The organism is Acinetobacter terrae (assembly GCF_002135195.1).
Lineage (GTDB): Bacteria > Pseudomonadota > Gammaproteobacteria > Pseudomonadales > Moraxellaceae > Acinetobacter > Acinetobacter terrae.
Map to the genome: position 1 here is coordinate 37,358 of NZ_NEGF01000002.1, position 16,018 is coordinate 53,375.

Consider the following 16,018-nt stretch of genomic DNA (forward strand, 5'->3'; position numbering starts at 1 on the left):
TTAGTGTTCGCGTGTAGCACGGAATTGAATATCCGGATAACGCTCTTGCATTAATTGCAAGTTGACACGACTTGGCGCCAGGTAAGTCAAATGACCGCCGCCATCAATGGAGAGTTGGTCATGCGCCTTTTTCTTAAATTCGTTGAATTTCTTTTCATCATCACATGAAACCCAACGTACAGTATTAATGTTTACAGGCTCGTATACACAGTCAACTTTGTATTCTTCTTTCAATCGGTACGCCACCACTTCAAACTGAAGCACACCAACCGCCCCTACAATCAAGTCATTACTGATTTGTGGCATAAACACCTGAGTCGCACCCTCTTCAGAAAGCTCTTTCAAACCTTTTTGTAGCTGCTTGGATTTTAGCGGATCTCTTAAACGTACACGACGGAACATTTCTGGCGCAAAGTGCGGAATACCGGTGAAATGAACATTTTCACCCGATGAAAAAGCATCACCGATTTGAATGGTGCCGTGGTTATGCAAACCAATGATGTCACCTGGCCAAGCTTCTTCGAGCTGTTCACGTTCACCGGCCAAGAAAGTTAATGCATCACTAATCCGTACATCTTTACCCAGACGGACATGATTCATTTTTAAACCTTTCTCATATTTACCTGAGCAGATTCGCATGAATGCAATACGGTCACGATGTTTTGGATCCATATTGGCCTGAATTTTAAATACGAAGCCGGTGAAACCTTCTTCGGTTGCTTCTACAGTACGTTCTTTGGTTGGATGCGCCTTAGGTTCAGGTGCCCACTTAATGAAAGCATCTAAAACATGATCCACCGCAAAGTTACCCAAAGCGGTACCAAACAAGACTGGGGTTTGTTTACCTTGTAAAAATAGCTCACGATCAATCGGATCATTGGCCATTTGCACCAGTTCCAAAGATTCTTCAAAAGCAGCAAAAGCAAGATCACCAACTTTTTCACGCAAGTCTGGATAATCATAACCATCACGAATTTCAATGTCGGTAATGGTTGAACCAAAACCTGCTTTGTAGACGTAAAATTTTTCTTCTAAAAGATTATAAACACCGGCGAAATCACGTCCTGTACCCATTGGCCAGGTCAGTGGCACGCAACGGATTTTCAATACGTTTTCAATTTCGTCGAGTAACTCTAACGGCTCGCGGATTTCACGGTCCATTTTGTTGACAAAAGAAATGATCGGTGTATCGCGCATACGACACACTTCCATTAATTTAATGGTACGATCTTCGACCCCTTTTGCACCGTCAATCACCATCAGCGCAGAGTCAACCGCAGTTAAAGTACGGTAAGTATCTTCCGAGAAGTCTTCATGTCCCGGGGTGTCAAGCAAGTTAATGACTTGATTTTTATAAGGAAACTGCATAACCGAGGTGGTGATGGAAATACCACGTTCTTTTTCCATTTCCATCCAGTCAGAAGTTGCAGCACGGTCTGACTTACGGCTTTTGACCATCCCGGCAACCTGAATCGCTTTACCCCATAACAACAGTTTTTCTGTCATGGTGGTTTTACCAGCATCGGGGTGGGAAATAATTGCGAACGTCCGTCGCTTCGCGACCTGTGCCGCTAATTCGTCTTTAAAACTCATGAAAGATACCTACTGCAGAATGGCAGTGTAAAAGATCAGAACTGATCAATATAAAAATTTGGCGATATTGTAGCAGATCATCAAACTTTTGAAATGAACTAAACTTGTTCAAAGTTTACCAATCTTAAATAGGCAGCGCGTATTTGCTCTCTTCCAATCGATCAACATTCACTGGCATTCCTAACAGATATCCTTGCAATTGCTGGCAACCTAAACGGGTCAGGATGTCTGCCTGCGATGGCGTTTCCACCCCTTCTGCAGTGACCACCAAACCCAATTTAATGGCTAATTTGATAATACTTTCTAAAATAATTTCATCTTTTGAACCCACGGACAGATCACGAATAAACTCTCGATCTATTTTCAATTCATCCACAGGCAAGTTCTTTAAATACAAGAAACTGGAATGCCCAGTCCCGAAGTCATCAATGGCCAGTTTAATGCCCATCTGACGCAGGCGCTCAAAACTCCGAATACTGGCATCAATATGATGCATCGCGGTAGATTCAGTAATTTCAATGGCTAAATGATTGGGATTAATTTGATATTTATCGAATAAGCGCTCAAGGGTTGAAAATAAATGCTTATGTTCAAACTGTACCGCCGATAAATTCACCGCTAGCGGGAAATAATTTGAATCATTTTGTTCCCAAATTTGAATCTGCTTGCAGGCTTGCTCGAGTGCCCAATAGCCCATTTGAATAATGAGTCCGGTTTTTTCAGCACCATCGATAAACATATTCGGGGTCAACAGTCCCAAACTGGGATGATTCCAACGGATCAGTGCTTCGACACCACAAATTTCATGGCTTTTAGTGGTAAATTTGGGTTGATAAAATAGAATAAACTGTCGTTCTTCAACCGCTTTGTACAAATCATTGATCAGTTTGGTCTGGCTTTTGGCTTCCTGTTGATCAACACTGTAATTAAACACCGAATAGGTATTTCTGCCCTGATATTTAGACATCAACATTGCAGCATCGGCATTGATCAGCAAATCTTGTAAATTATTGCCATGATCGGGATACATCGCTATGCCAATACTACTGGAAATATTAATCTCTTTGCCAGCAATCAAGAAACTGTCTTGGATCAGCCTTAATACTTTTTCTGACTTTTCGATCGCCTGTTCAATGCTTGCTCTTTCGAGTACCATCAAAAATTCATCGCTGCCGATACGAAGAAGTTTTTCCTTTTCGGCGAGTATGCGCTGAATGCGTGTAGCGAGTTGCACCAACAATTGATCACCAACATGATGACCAAATACATCATTCACTGCCTTAAAGCGATCTAAATCAATATAAAGAAATGCAATTTTATCATCTCGATAACGATGCTCAGTAAATAGCAAATGTGAATATTCAGCCAGGAATAAACGATTCGGCAACTTGGTTAAATTATCTTGGACTGCTTGATTGGCAAGCTCACGATTGGCTTTAGAAAGCTGTTTATTGCGCGCTTCCAAGCGTAGTTCTAATACAGCTACTGTAAATGCAGCAACCAGGATTAAACTGCTTACAAAGATTACGCTAAATAAAATTAACCCTTCTCCAGTTTTATAATTCGAAACCAGTTGATTCGCATCAATAGCATAAAAAGCGGCAGAGGCCATACCAGTATAGTGCATACCCACAATGGTAAGTGCCATCATGAAAACAATAGAGGTTTTAATATGCAGCAATTTATGTACTGCCTTTTTATATTTAAAGGTCAGCCAAAACGTTAAACCAGAACCAATAATGGCGATCAAGACTGAAAAAATGGTTAAGCGCGGATCATAATAAATTTGATGTTGATCAACGACCAAACCCAGCATCCCGGTATAGTGCATCCCAGCGATGCCTAAGCCCATCAGTACCGCGCCTAAGACAAGACGTAAAAATGGTAAGGTTGCACGGGTCGTTAGCCAAACAGCAAAGGTAGCAGCAATAAACGCGATCACATAAGAAAGGAAAGTAAGTCCATAGTCAAAAGAGTAGCTAGCAGGTAAATGGCAGGCGAGCATGCCCATAAAGTGCATACACCAAATTGCAGCACCCAACATGCAACCACTTATAACAAGAAGAATTTTTTCATATTTCTGACGTAAGCCTCGGAATAATGATTGTTCAATCGACACTGCAAAATAACAGGCCAAAACAGCAACAATAACTGAACCTACCACGAGGCTAAAATCATAATGTATATGAGCCATATTAAGCTTCCGTATAGGTTATCTTTCTTGTTTTAATCCACGTTATTAATACCATTTATCCTTTCACAAAAGCTTTTCGTTCATTAAAGAGTACTTATAAAAACAATCAATTAAAACAAGCATCTAATACTATTCTATTTTGGTCAAGTGATTATTACTCTATTCATTTTTATTACTAATTTATTTATTTAATTAATCAAAGATAGATCAAACTTTTGATCATTATCCCTACACCAGTCATATTTCCAGCTGTTCAAGGCATTCAATATGTTTCTCCATAAAATTCAGCGCTAATAAAAAATCTGGTTGCCAATGACAAGCAAAAGTCCAATCGGATGCATTACATTTTGTTGTATAGCCCGTTATTTGAAAGGAGACTATTTCAAATTCAAAACCACCAATACACAGACAAATAAAAAACCAGTCAGCTGACCTGACTGGTTTTTTGGATATTTAAAGGAGTAACGTGTAATGAGTAAGCTTAGTTTGCAGTCGCTTTACCAGACTGTAATTTCGCGTAATCCAATAAAATATTGGCAGATTCTGTGACAAACGCTTCTTCTTCAGGTAAATAAGGTCGTTGAGTTGCCTTCATTTTTGCACGTGACTCAATCAATGCATCCATAGAAGCCTGGTAGCTTTCCCAATTGGCATAAGGCTTTTGACCTGTCACCGCACGACGCTGATTTTCTGCCTCTAAAGTTTTCTGTTCCAGTGCATTTAACTCCGCTTTACGCTGATCAATATCAAGAACCACACGTTTTTGCTCTTCGGTTTTTTTAGCAATCGCTTTGCGTTGTTCTAAATATTTAAATTGCGGATCAGCCACTACGCGTTGTTGCGACATTTGTGCCAGGTTTTGCACATACGGTTGTACAGAACCTTCACGCTTAAATGGTGCAGTTGGAATAGTATCCCATTTCAAGGCATTCTTGGCTTTACGCTCACCAAACTCTTCGTTGTAGATATCGACCAGTTTGATGTCAGGCACTACGCCTTTATTTTGGGTACTACCACCCGTGACACGATAGAACTTTCGTTGCGTTAAGGTGGCTTGACCATGCGCCAGAGTATCCAGTTGAACTTGGGCTGTACCTTTACCTGTAGTGGTACTACCAATCACGATACCGCGTTCATAATCCTGAATAGCCGCAGAATAAATTTCACTAGCAGATGCTGATGCCAAGTTCACCATGACTGCAAGTGGACCTGCATAAGTTTGTGCCCCGCCATCATCATCTTCAAACACGCTGACATTGCCATTACCATCACGAATTTGCACCACTGGACCTGACTTGATCACCTGACCCAGCATGCGCGCCACTTCTTCAAGTGAACCGCCCGGGTTATTACGTAAATCAATAATAATCCCGGTCACATTTTTCGCAGCCAAAGCTTTTAAAGCGTTGTTGGTGTCTTCAGAAACCGAGCGATAATCCGTACCTGCACGGCGCGCACGATAGTTCAGATAGAACGATGGGATTTCAATCACACCGAAAGTATAGTTTTTACCATCACGCTTAATATCAACCGTACGTGAACGTACACCGGCATCTTCTTCCTGAATTACATCACGAACCAAGCTCACAGTCCGCGCCTGACTCATGGATGCACCGGCACCCAGTAAACGTAGGCTGACTTTGGTTCCGCGCTTACCACGGATTAAACCCACTACTTCGTTACTTGCCCAGCCGATGACATCGACCATTTTTTCGCCGTCTTGTGCAACACCGATAATGCGATCGCCTGATTTAATCTGACCTGATTTACTGGCTGGACCACCTTCGACAATGGTTTCAATCTTGGTGTAATCTTCATTACCGCGTTCTGGACGAATCGAAACCCCAATCCCCTCTAATTGCAAGGTGGTTTGACGATTCAACTCCATTGCATCTACAGGCGGGAAATAGTTACTGTGCGGATCATAGGTCAACATCATCGCATTTAAAGTTTTGTCCAAGACATCGTCACTTTTAACGCGGGTAATTCGTTCAAGTTGACGGGTATAACGCTTGGTCAAGGTTTGAACAGGCGTTAAATCTTCGGGACTGGCTAAATCCTGACCATTGGCTAAAGCTGGATCAGCTTTTAATGCTTTCTGCTTCGCAGACTCTTCTTCTTTACTAATGTTTAAGTTGATGAGTTGCGACACCAGCATTTTTTGCCAATGTGCGCGTTGCTCTGCTGCAGATTTGAAATAAGGTGCTTTTTCGCGATCGGTATCAATATAGACATTAGTTTGTTTCAAGTTTTGCGGCTTTTTCAACTCAGCCAACATGAACTCATAAAACTGTTTTAAACGTTCACGATATTGGGCATGAATCAAATATGGACCGGATAAATCCCCGGCTTTTAGCGCAGCACCAAAATTGGCACCATAATTTTTCTTATATTGTTCAACTTCAGGTGCTAAAAATAATGAATGATCTGCATCTAGGCTATCTAGATAAAAATCAAGAATTCGATTAGAGGTCGCGGCATCTAAACGTTGATTTAGGTAATGCTGACGGTCAACCAACGTCGCCAATTGGCGCGATACAAGCGCTTGTTCTTGCGTTGGCTGTATAGATTGAGAAACTGCAACAGTCGTATTTGCAGCAATTGCCTCGTTTACTACATGAGTAAAGAAAAACCCTCCAGTCGCAATTGCAACTGCACAAGCTAATGTCTGAAGTTTCATAAATAATTCGTAATTCCTTGGTCTTTGACCAATATTCCAGCGTCATTTTTCAACATGAATGCAGTATATTCAAAATCTTAAACAACTTAATATGTGTATGTCGTGTAGTTTTATCATATTCTGTACTGTCAAAATGTAGCAAATCATTGCAAAATTCGGGTATTGTTTTTTCTTTATAAAATTCCAACACGGACACCGATATGATTGGCGCATTGATGCTAGACATCGCTGGCACAGAACTTACTCAAGAAGATATTGAACTATTACGAACACCGCAAGTAGGTGGCATGATTTTATTTTCACGAAATATAAAATCGCCACAACAAGTTCGTGCTTTAACCGATCATATGCGTCGTATCAGACCCGATATTTTAATTGCCGTGGATCAGGAAGGCGGTCGCGTACAACGCTTAAAACAGGGCTTTAGCTTACTTCCTGCAATGGGTCGTTTAGGCGAACTCTATCTCACCGAACCTGAAAAAGCGGTTGATTTAGCTGAGCAAAGTGGTTGGCTTATGGCAACCGAAGTCCTCGCTGTTGGCATCGACTTTAGCTTTGCACCAGTATTGGACTTAAATGATGTCAGTGATGTAATTGGCGACCGTGGCTTTGCCAAAAATATTCAGGATATTGTCCCGCTTGCAAGTGCATTTTTAAAAGGAATGAAACGTGCAGGCATGGCCAATACAGGCAAACATTTCCCGGGTCATGGTTCAGTCAAAGCGGATTCGCATGTGGCAGCACCTGTAGATTCACGTTCTTATGACGAAATCTACAACAAGGATATGCAGACGTTTATTCAGCTGATGCCGCAACTGGATGCACTCATGCCAGCGCATGTGATTTACGATCAGGTCGACCCCAACCCTGCCGGTTTCTCACCTTACTGGATTCAAAACATCTTACGTCAAGAGTTAAACTTTGATGGCGTGCTTTTCTCAGATGACTTAACCATGCAAGCTGCCTGTGTAGCCGGTGGCGCTGATGCACGTATTCAGGCTGCACTCAAAGCCGGTTGTGATATGGGCTTAGTCTGTAACGACCGTTCAGCGGCTTGTCTTGCTTTAGAAGGTATTCGTGACTTAGCTTTACCGAATCAAAAACGTCTGGAACGCATGCGTGGACAGATCCCACAGATTACCGTAGATGAAACGCTTAACTTAGGTGATGAATGGAAAAAAGTTCGAGATAATATCGAAAACTTTAAAAAATCATTTAATTAATGCGACAAAAGGAACACGACAAGGTGTTCCTTTTTCTTTATGATAATTAAAAAGAAAGTCATAGACTTCTTGTAGATATTTGCTGATATTAACTTTTAAAAGATACGAATCAGCTATATAAGAAGCCTATCAAACACTCACTTATATATTCAAAACTACAAAAACATACAGGTCAGGATGACATGACACAACCGCTTTCAGAACATCGACATATTTCATTTACTGCACATTACACCGGCTATATTTGGTACACCATGGGGATTTCACACCCGGTTTTTGCAACATCTAAAGGCAAAATGCTCGCCAAATTGGTTCACCCTTTAGAAAGTTGGGCTGAAAAATTTGTCGGTGGCAGTATGCGTACCACGCTAAAACAACGTCACCGCATGATTGATCAGCATCTCACGCAACTGATCGAGCAACATCCAGATTTACAGGTCCTTGAAATCGCTAGTGGACTTTCTCCACGCGGTTGGAACTTTCGACAAAAACACCCCAATATCGATTATCGTGAACTTGATTTACCCGGTATGGCAAAAGTCAAAACTCAAGCCTTGAAACAAATCGATGTGAATAGCCCTGAAGTTTTATCGGTTGATTTATTCACTGCAGATTTTGAGCAAGCTTTTCAAGTATTTGACTCAACTCGCCCATTGGTGGTGATTAGTGAAGGACTAATTAATTACTTTAATAAAGACATGCTATTGCAATTGCTGCAAGCGATTACACATTACGGTCAGGACTTTAAAGAACTGCATTACCTGACTGATATTTATCCGGAACCGGTAAAAAATAAATTGGCTAATTTTATTTGGGCAAGCAGTAAATTACTGAAATGGATGTCACGTAGCGCGTTTAGTTTCCATTTTATTAATCCTCAACAAGCGCAAGACTTTTTCCAGCAAGCAGGTTTTGAAAATATCACTGTTGTTCAACCTAAACAGTATTTTCAAGACCAGCCGACGAATGAATCACCTAGCGATGAACACCTGGGGGATTTGGTCTGGATGATTCATGCGAGCAAAAAAAACAGCGTTAAATAACGCTGTTTCCATCCTGGCAAGGAAGCGCTTAACTCACTGATTCTAGTACCAGCATCGCTTCTTTTTGTCGTTGTACATAACGCAATAAACGTTCTGCCAATTCAAAACTGCCATGTTTAAATAAGGTGCGAATTTGTGTTGCATCGACCTCAAAAATCAAACATTCAATCTTGAATTGACCTTCTTCATCTTCCAAATGCAAAGCCAAATCACGTGGATATTGCTCCGCTTTTGCAGTTAGACCTTCAGCAAATTCAAGTAAAACCCCAAAGAAGTTTAGATCAATAATATGAGTGGGCAATTGCAACTCTGAATGACGATGGGTCAATATAGTCATTGGGCTTTGTACCGCAATACGTTCTTCACCACGACGTTCTAAGGTCAGCAATTGCGCACGTGTCATCGGGATAATCCCTTCCACAGTGTGAATTGATTGACCTTGCAAGAAAGTTGCAAACAAACTCATGGTTTCCTTACGGCGCTGTAATTGCGGTACATGATCTGCATTGGCAATCATTGCAAATTCCATGTCTGGACATTGCAAGGCAAAATTTGCATTTTCATGTGGCAAGGTAAAACTGTCATATTGCCCACAAGCCACCAGTACTTTACATTCAGGAATAGGCACATCCGTTAAACGCAGTAAACGGCTACAGTTAATTTCATAGCGATCTTGCTCGGTTGCAGTAAACTCAGCCATCTGTTTAAAGAATAAACGTTTCGCAGTGGGTGACATGCGGGTTTGATCAATTTTGGCATGATTGACCAAATACAAAATTACCGCTTGGCCAAACTCGTCCATGCGTTGTTCTTTCATTAAATGCAAAGACTCTTCCAGCAACATGCGCCAGCTTTTACGGGTTTTTTGCATCACACCCATCAGAATCATACGGTCAATCAATTCAGGGCGTTGATGTGCCAAGCCTGAAGCGACTACTGAACCTAGCGACATCCCCATGACCGAAACTTTGGACAAATTTTCTATATCCAGCCATTCACCGAGCATACGTGCCAAATCCGGCAATTCCAAAGTTCCTGCAGAAACACCGGTATCACGATTGGTAATTTGTTGATTCGCGCCCATAGACGGTAAATCAATGAGGATGATTGGACCTGCACTGAGCAATTGTTCAACACAATATTTATAAGAGTTGAAATTTTGAAATGCCCCGCCAATGATGACGATTGGAGTATTGTGAATCGTTTCAGGTTGAGTAATCGCCATATATTCAATTTTCCAGCCATTGATCCACGTTGTACGTGCAGGCGCTTTAAAACTGTTTCTATGGTAAAGATCAAAAAAGCCAAAACTCGTGTTTGATTCTTGTACTTCCGAGTCCATTTGGATCATGGAATTCATATCCCTTCCTCCATTCCTGCCTTATTGTTATTTTGCAAGAAAATAAATATAGAATTTCTGCTCTGTACTGCATCCATTCATTTGCTTTAATTATCAGACATCAATGTCACTATTTTTTATTCTATACAGAGGATGATTTAACACGCAACTTATTCCATGACCACTCATCTAAATTTACAAACTAAAGAATTTCAAAATATGAATAGCTTGAAAAGTTTCAAATATTTTTTCCAGATAGATGCTTCATTGTCTTGTTCCAGACTGTTACTATCGAAGGTGTAATTTCTAAGTGATCAACCGCTATGCAAGATTCAATTGAACAATATATGCAAACGGTAGGACAACAGGCACGCCAAGCTTCTCGCGTGTTAGCAAGCGCTTCTACCCAAACAAAAAACAATGCTTTATCTGCAATTTACACTGCTTTAGAAGACAGTGAAGCTGCAATTTTAGCTGCGAACCAAATTGATATGACCAAAGGTCGTAACAACAATTTGGACAGTGCATTACTTGATCGCTTAGAACTCACTCCCACACGCTTTAAAGGCATGCTGCATGGCTTAAAAGATGTGATGAGCCTGGTTGACCCTATTGGGGAAATCACCGATTTAGCCTTCCGCCCTTCCGGAATTCAGCTCGGTAAAATGCGTGTACCTTTAGGCGTGGTCGGCATGATTTATGAATCACGCCCGAATGTGACCCTTGAAGCTGCATCTCTGGCGTTAAAATCAGGAAATGCCATTATTTTGCGTGGTGGTTCTGAAGCACTGCAATCGAATAAAGCCATTGCTGAAGCGATTCAACATGGTTTAAAAGCTTCAGGTTTACCTGAAACTTCAGTACAGGTGATTAACACGGCTGACCGTGCTGCTGTCGGTCATCTGATTACCATGTCTGAATATGTGGATGTGATTGTTCCACGTGGCGGTAAAGGGCTGATTGAACGTGTAAGTAACGAAGCACGTATTCCGGTGATTAAACACCTGGATGGCAACTGCCATGTTTTTGTTGAAGCACAAGCCGATTTGCAAAAAGCTTTACCGATTGCGCTGAATGCCAAAACGCATCGTTATGGCGTATGTAATGCCATGGAAACCTTGTTGGTGGATGAGAAAGTTGCTGAAGAATTCTTGCCTAACATTGCTGAACTCTATGCAGAAAAACAGGTTGAACTACGCGGCTGCCGCGAAACACAGCGCATACTAGGTTCAACTGTGAAACCTGCCAGTGAAGAAGATTGGTACACCGAATATTTAGGTCCAATTTTGGCGGTTAAAGTCGTGAGTGGTATTGATGAAGCGATTGAACATATCAACAAATATGGTTCACATCATACTGATGCCATCATTACTGAAAACTATAGTCTTGCTCGCCAATTCCTCGCACGTGTTGATTCAAGCTCGGTGATGATCAATGCGTCTACACGTTTTGCAGATGGTTTTGAATATGGTTTAGGTGCAGAAATTGGCATTTCAACTGACAAGATTCATGCCCGTGGTCCTGTGGGTCTGGAAGGTCTGACTTCGCAAAAATGGGTGGTGTTTGGTGATGGTCAAATTCGCCAATAAATCCTGAAATGAATAAAAGCATTCCGTGTTCAGCTTCAAAAATGAGGCTGAACATAGCCACTACAATATCTCTCAGCTAAATTTCATAAGATGATAAAAATAACCATAAAAGGGAAAATGCGATGTTTTATTATTTAATGATCTGCACATTTGTATTGGCATTACTGGTTTCCTTTGCCGTAATGAAAATTTTTTCTAATTCTATTAATCAAATTCTGGCTCGAATTATTAACGATCCGATTCATGAAGCATGGGCAAAATACACTAAATTTGCAGGCATGGTCGTGGGGACATCTTCCGGCATTCGTATTTACGATATGGAAAAATACATCACCCCCCTCACCTATACCGATAATGACAAAAAAATTGTCATTGAGCTGACACAGGAACGCTGGGTACTGGAAATTTATCGGACGATTATTGAAACCTTGCAAGGCTTGGCCTGGATGATGCTGGTGTTTTTTATGGTTGCACTGATTGCTTATGTGATCGTACGCTGGTCAGAAATAAAGTATCGAAACTAAGTATTAAAACCACGCTTACATTCTGCTCAAAATTGATCGTCCATGCTATGTTTATAATTCATACAGACGATACAGTTTACGATTAAGTACTATTTTATTAATAAATGAAAACTATCAGCTGATAAATTTTAATTATTATTGTGTTACTGGTCGATAGTGCTTAAGTCTAATCTCCTAAAGTCTAGCTTGTGGCTATAAAAAGCTACATGGTACAACTATTAAACAGATCGGATGATGCCTAGCAAAATGAATATCAACGATCAGGGGTAATACAACAATTCAAGTACGATAATTTTCAGTTAAGGAATACGTCATGCCTAAATCAGTACTGGTCATCAATTGCGGCTCTTCATCGATTAAATTTGCATTATTGCTTGAAGATCAAGAATTCCGCATCCATGGTTTGGCTGAAAACTTGGGTACACCTGAAGCGCGGATTAAAGGTGTGACGGTAGGCAATGAACCTGTTGATATTCGTATTCCCAATGCTGATCATAAAGAAGCACTTGAAGTCGGTTTGGCGCGTCTAGCCAACTATAAACCTGATGCCATCGGTCACCGTATTGTACATGGCGGCACGCTCACCAAAGCTGAATTACTGACTGACGACATTATTGAAAAAATTCGTGCAGCGACGCCACTGGCACCGCTACACAACCCTGCGCATTTAGTCGGTATTGAAGCCACCACACGTCTTTTCCCGGACTTACCCCAAGTAGCCGTATTTGATACCGCATTCCACCAAACCATGCCGGAACACGCTTTTCGTTACGCTTTGCCAAAATTTTTATATACCGAACACAATGTGCGTCGTTATGGCTTCCACGGAACCAGTCACGCCTATGTATCTGAACGCGGTTCAGAACTGGCTGGCAGCTTCAAACAAGGTGGATGGCTCACAGCTCACCTTGGTAACGGTAGCTCGACCTGTGCCATTTGGAATGGTCAAAGTGTGGATACCTCTATGGGTCTAACCCCACTTGAAGGCATTGTTATGGGCACCCGTAGCGGTGATGTCGATCCAAGTTTGCATAGCTTCTTAGCTGCTAACCTTGGCTGGGATCTCTATAAAATTGACAAGATGCTTAACAAAGAAAGTGGTTTGCTCGGTTTATCAGACAATCTTTCAAATGACATGCGTACCCTGATTGAAGCATCAGAACAAGGCAATGAAGATGCCACGATTGCTATTGAAGTATTCTGCTACCGTCTCGCTAAATCTCTGGCTGCTTTAAGCTGTGGCTTGCCACGTCTTGATGGTCTGTTCTTTACCGGTGGTATTGGCGAAAACTCGGCTTATATACGCGAAAAAACCATGGCTTACTTACCTCATTTCGGTTTCAAATTAAACAAAGAACAAAACGACAATTTGAAACGCGGAACGGAAGGTCGTATCGATGCCGGTACAGGTCCTCAAATCTGGGTTGTTCCTACCGATGAAGAAGGTCGCATTGCGCAAGAAACTGAGCACGTTGTGAATGAGGTGAGTCAAGCCGCTGCAAAAAAGTTTGAAACCAATGTTGCGATGGCTTAAGCCATCGCACATTTTATGATGCTCATCATTGAATCCTTTTATTTAGAATCAAGCTATGAAAACAATTTTATTAGTTCCAACCGGGGAAGGCGTAGGATTAACTTCAGCCAGTCTAGGCTTAGTTTACGCTTTGGAATGCCAAGGTGTGAAAGCCGGTTTTCTTAAACCTTTTTCACAAGAAAAAAATCAACCAATAGATGGCACAACAGCGCTGTATCGTCATTTATCGAATAGCGAAACGGTTGAACCGATTGCTTATGAAAATCTCATCCAGCGACTAAGTCTGGGTGAAAATGACGAGTTACTTGAAGAAGCTGTACGCCTGCATCGCCAAATTGCAAAACAGCATGATGTCATTATTGTAGAAGGCTTGGTTCCTACCAGCCGTGACGCTTTTGCATCAGAATTTAATGCAACTTTAGCGAAAGCCCTAGATGCCCAAGTGATTGTGGTGAGCAATGCAGATGTGAATAACCCTGTAGCGACTGCGGACAAAGTGGATACACAATTACGCCATTTAGGCGGTGCTGCCAGTGACCGCACTGCCGGTGTGTTATTTATGCGTACCAAAGGTTTGCCAGAAGATTCTGAACAAATTCCTGTCACGCTTGATCCAAGCCTGCGCTTGATTAGCGACACTAATAAATTTGTTGCAGCGATTCAAAAAACCCATGCACATATTGGTTCTGAAAATCTTCCTGTGATTGGTTTAGTGCCGTTCAGTAGCACCCTGAGTGTTCCGCGCATATCTGATCTGGCAGCACATATTTCAGCAGAATGGATTAATCAGGGTGAAGCATCACAGCGTCGTGTGTTACACAGCAGTTTAATTGCTTCAAATATTGAACATGAATTGAATAAATTTGTGGCTGGTGAATTGATCATTAGCGCATCTGACCGTATTGATGTTTTATTGGCAAGTAGCTTGGCAAGTTGCAATGGTATTCCTTTAGCAGGATTAGTATTGACTGAGCACCATGAACCGAATGCAAGCGTTTTAGCATTCTGCCAGTCTGCGATTAAAAATGGCCTACCGATTCTGCATACGCCATTAAGTACCTTTGAAACTGCTCAAAGCCTTTCAAATTTAAGTAATGAAATTCCAGTCGATGATACTGAACGTGCAGAACAGGTGACGCGTTTCGTATCCAGTCACATTAATCTGGATTGGCTTGTACAAATCCTGAATGGTTCATACAAACCACGTTTATCTCCTTCTGCTTTCCGCCATGAATTGGTTCAAAAATCAATGGCGGCGAAAAAACGTATTGTCCTGCCTGAAGGTGATGAGCCACGTACCATTCAAGCAGCTGCTATTTGTCAATCGCGTGGTATCGCACACTGTGTTTTATTGGCGAAACCTGAAATTGTGATTGAGGTTGCCAAAGCTCGTAATATCGAATTACCGCATGATCTTGAAATTATCGATCCTGATCTGATTCGTGAAAACTACGTGCCTAAAATGGTTGAACTACGTAAAGGTAAAATTAACGAACTACAAGCACGTGAACAACTGCAAGATACGGTTGTTTTAGGTACGATGATGCTAGCACTTGATCAAGTCGATGGACTGGTATCAGGTGCAGTACACACCACAGCCAATACGGTTCGCCCTGCATTCCAGCTGATTAAGACTGCACCGGATTATTCACTGGTATCCTCTGTGTTCTTTATGTTGTTGCCAGATGAAGTCTACGTTTACGGTGACTGTGCAATCAACCCAGATCCTGATGCTGAACAGCTGGCTGAAATTGCAATTCAATCTGCGGATTCAGCAAAAGCCTTTGGTATTGACCCGCGCATTGCCATGATTTCTTACTCAACCGGTACTTCTGGTACGGGCGCAGATGTAGAGAAAGTGGCTGAAGCAACACGGATTGCCAAAGAGCGTCGCCCTGATTTGCTGATTGATGGTCCATTACAATATGACGCGGCATCGGTTGAAAGTGTTGGTCAATCGAAAGCACCGGGTTCTCCTGTTGCAGGCCGTGCCAATGTATTTATTTTCCCTGACTTAAATACCGGTAACACAACCTACAAAGCCGTACAACGTGCTGCGAATGTGGTGAGTGTAGGACCAATGCTGCAAGGTTTAAACAAACCTGTGAATGACTTGTCTCGTGGTGCATTAGTGGATGACATCGTGTTCACGATTGCTTTAACTGCGATTCAGGCGGAACAGCAAGCTGCTCAATAATCCTTAAATTTAAGTTTTCCAAACCATCTGATTGAAAAATTGGGTGGTTTTTTTATGTGGATTTCACATAACCGCCATCATACATATTAAATGGAATAGATT

Annotated in this window: 10 protein-coding genes; 6 read left to right on the forward strand and 4 right to left on the reverse strand. The window is 41.6% G+C overall.

Annotation, left to right across the window (positions count from 1 at the left end; all coding sequences use genetic code 11):
• The 3 genes from B9T23_RS02565 to B9T23_RS02575 all read right to left on the reverse strand — a co-directional run bounded on the left by B9T23_RS02565 (position 1) and on the right by B9T23_RS02575 (position 6,467).
• A complete protein-coding gene (locus B9T23_RS02565) occupies positions 1-1,593 on the reverse strand; it encodes a peptide chain release factor 3 (protein WP_086192880.1) in 1,593 nt (530 codons plus the stop codon).
• Positions 1,594-1,717: 124 nt separating this feature from the next.
• Positions 1,718-3,787 (reverse strand): putative bifunctional diguanylate cyclase/phosphodiesterase, encoded by a 2,070-nt coding sequence (locus tag B9T23_RS02570; RefSeq protein WP_086192881.1) that lies wholly within the window; start codon positions 3,785-3,787, stop codon positions 1,718-1,720.
• Positions 3,788-4,268: 481 nt separating this feature from the next.
• Positions 4,269-6,467, reverse strand: coding sequence for a carboxy terminal-processing peptidase (locus B9T23_RS02575; protein ID WP_067721870.1), 2,199 nt, complete (start codon positions 6,465-6,467; stop codon positions 4,269-4,271).
• Between the two features lie 200 nt (positions 6,468-6,667).
• On the opposite strand from B9T23_RS02575, the gene nagZ reads away from it, so the two are divergent.
• Entirely contained in the window at positions 6,668-7,690 is a 1,023-nt protein-coding gene (gene nagZ, locus B9T23_RS02580; protein ID WP_086192882.1) for a beta-N-acetylhexosaminidase, read from the forward strand.
• A 182-nt stretch (positions 7,691-7,872) separates the two neighbouring features.
• Positions 7,873-8,733, forward strand: coding sequence for a class I SAM-dependent methyltransferase (locus tag B9T23_RS02585; RefSeq protein ID WP_086192883.1), 861 nt, complete (start codon positions 7,873-7,875; stop codon positions 8,731-8,733).
• A gap of 28 nt (positions 8,734-8,761) precedes the next feature.
• Here the strand turns inward: B9T23_RS02585 and B9T23_RS02590 are convergent, their stop codons facing one another.
• A complete protein-coding gene (locus B9T23_RS02590) occupies positions 8,762-10,093 on the reverse strand; it encodes an alpha/beta fold hydrolase (RefSeq protein WP_086192884.1) in 1,332 nt (443 codons plus the stop codon).
• A gap of 302 nt (positions 10,094-10,395) precedes the next feature.
• On the opposite strand from B9T23_RS02590, the gene B9T23_RS02595 reads away from it, so the two are divergent.
• From B9T23_RS02595 to pta, 4 genes are all read left to right on the forward strand, one after another.
• The gene (locus tag B9T23_RS02595) at positions 10,396-11,661 is read left to right on the forward strand and encodes a glutamate-5-semialdehyde dehydrogenase (protein ID WP_086192885.1); all 1,266 of its coding nucleotides are present in this window, start codon (positions 10,396-10,398) and stop codon (positions 11,659-11,661) included.
• Positions 11,662-11,783: 122 nt separating this feature from the next.
• On the forward strand, positions 11,784-12,185 hold the full coding sequence (locus tag B9T23_RS02600; protein ID WP_086192886.1) for a hypothetical protein: 402 nt from the start codon (positions 11,784-11,786) through the stop codon (positions 12,183-12,185).
• Between the two features lie 313 nt (positions 12,186-12,498).
• Positions 12,499-13,719, forward strand: a complete 1,221-nt coding sequence (locus tag B9T23_RS02605) for an acetate/propionate family kinase (protein WP_086192887.1) — start codon at positions 12,499-12,501, stop codon at positions 13,717-13,719.
• Between the two features lie 55 nt (positions 13,720-13,774).
• Positions 13,775-15,916 (forward strand): phosphate acetyltransferase, encoded by a 2,142-nt coding sequence (pta, locus tag B9T23_RS02610; protein ID WP_086192888.1) that lies wholly within the window; start codon positions 13,775-13,777, stop codon positions 15,914-15,916.
• Positions 15,917-16,018 lie beyond the last annotated feature (102 nt).

Excerpts from the sequence above, each read along its gene's own strand:
- B9T23_RS02585 (WP_086192883.1), top strand. The coding sequence starts at position 7,873 with ATGACACAACCGCTTTCAGAACATCGACATATTTCATTTACTGCACAT.
- B9T23_RS02565 (WP_086192880.1), bottom strand. The coding sequence starts at position 1,593 with ATGAGTTTTAAAGACGAATTAGCGGCACAGGTCGCGAAGCGACGGACG.
- nagZ (WP_086192882.1), top strand. The coding sequence starts at position 6,668 with ATGATTGGCGCATTGATGCTAGACATCGCTGGCACAGAACTTACTCAA.
- B9T23_RS02595 (WP_086192885.1), top strand. The coding sequence starts at position 10,396 with ATGCAAGATTCAATTGAACAATATATGCAAACGGTAGGACAACAGGCA.
- B9T23_RS02605 (WP_086192887.1), top strand. The coding sequence starts at position 12,499 with ATGCCTAAATCAGTACTGGTCATCAATTGCGGCTCTTCATCGATTAAA.
- B9T23_RS02575 (WP_067721870.1), bottom strand. The coding sequence starts at position 6,467 with ATGAAACTTCAGACATTAGCTTGTGCAGTTGCAATTGCGACTGGAGGG.
- B9T23_RS02590 (WP_086192884.1), bottom strand. The coding sequence starts at position 10,093 with ATGAATTCCATGATCCAAATGGACTCGGAAGTACAAGAATCAAACACG.
- B9T23_RS02570 (WP_086192881.1), bottom strand. The coding sequence starts at position 3,787 with ATGGCTCATATACATTATGATTTTAGCCTCGTGGTAGGTTCAGTTATT.
- pta (WP_086192888.1), top strand. The coding sequence starts at position 13,775 with ATGAAAACAATTTTATTAGTTCCAACCGGGGAAGGCGTAGGATTAACT.
- B9T23_RS02600 (WP_086192886.1), top strand. The coding sequence starts at position 11,784 with ATGTTTTATTATTTAATGATCTGCACATTTGTATTGGCATTACTGGTT.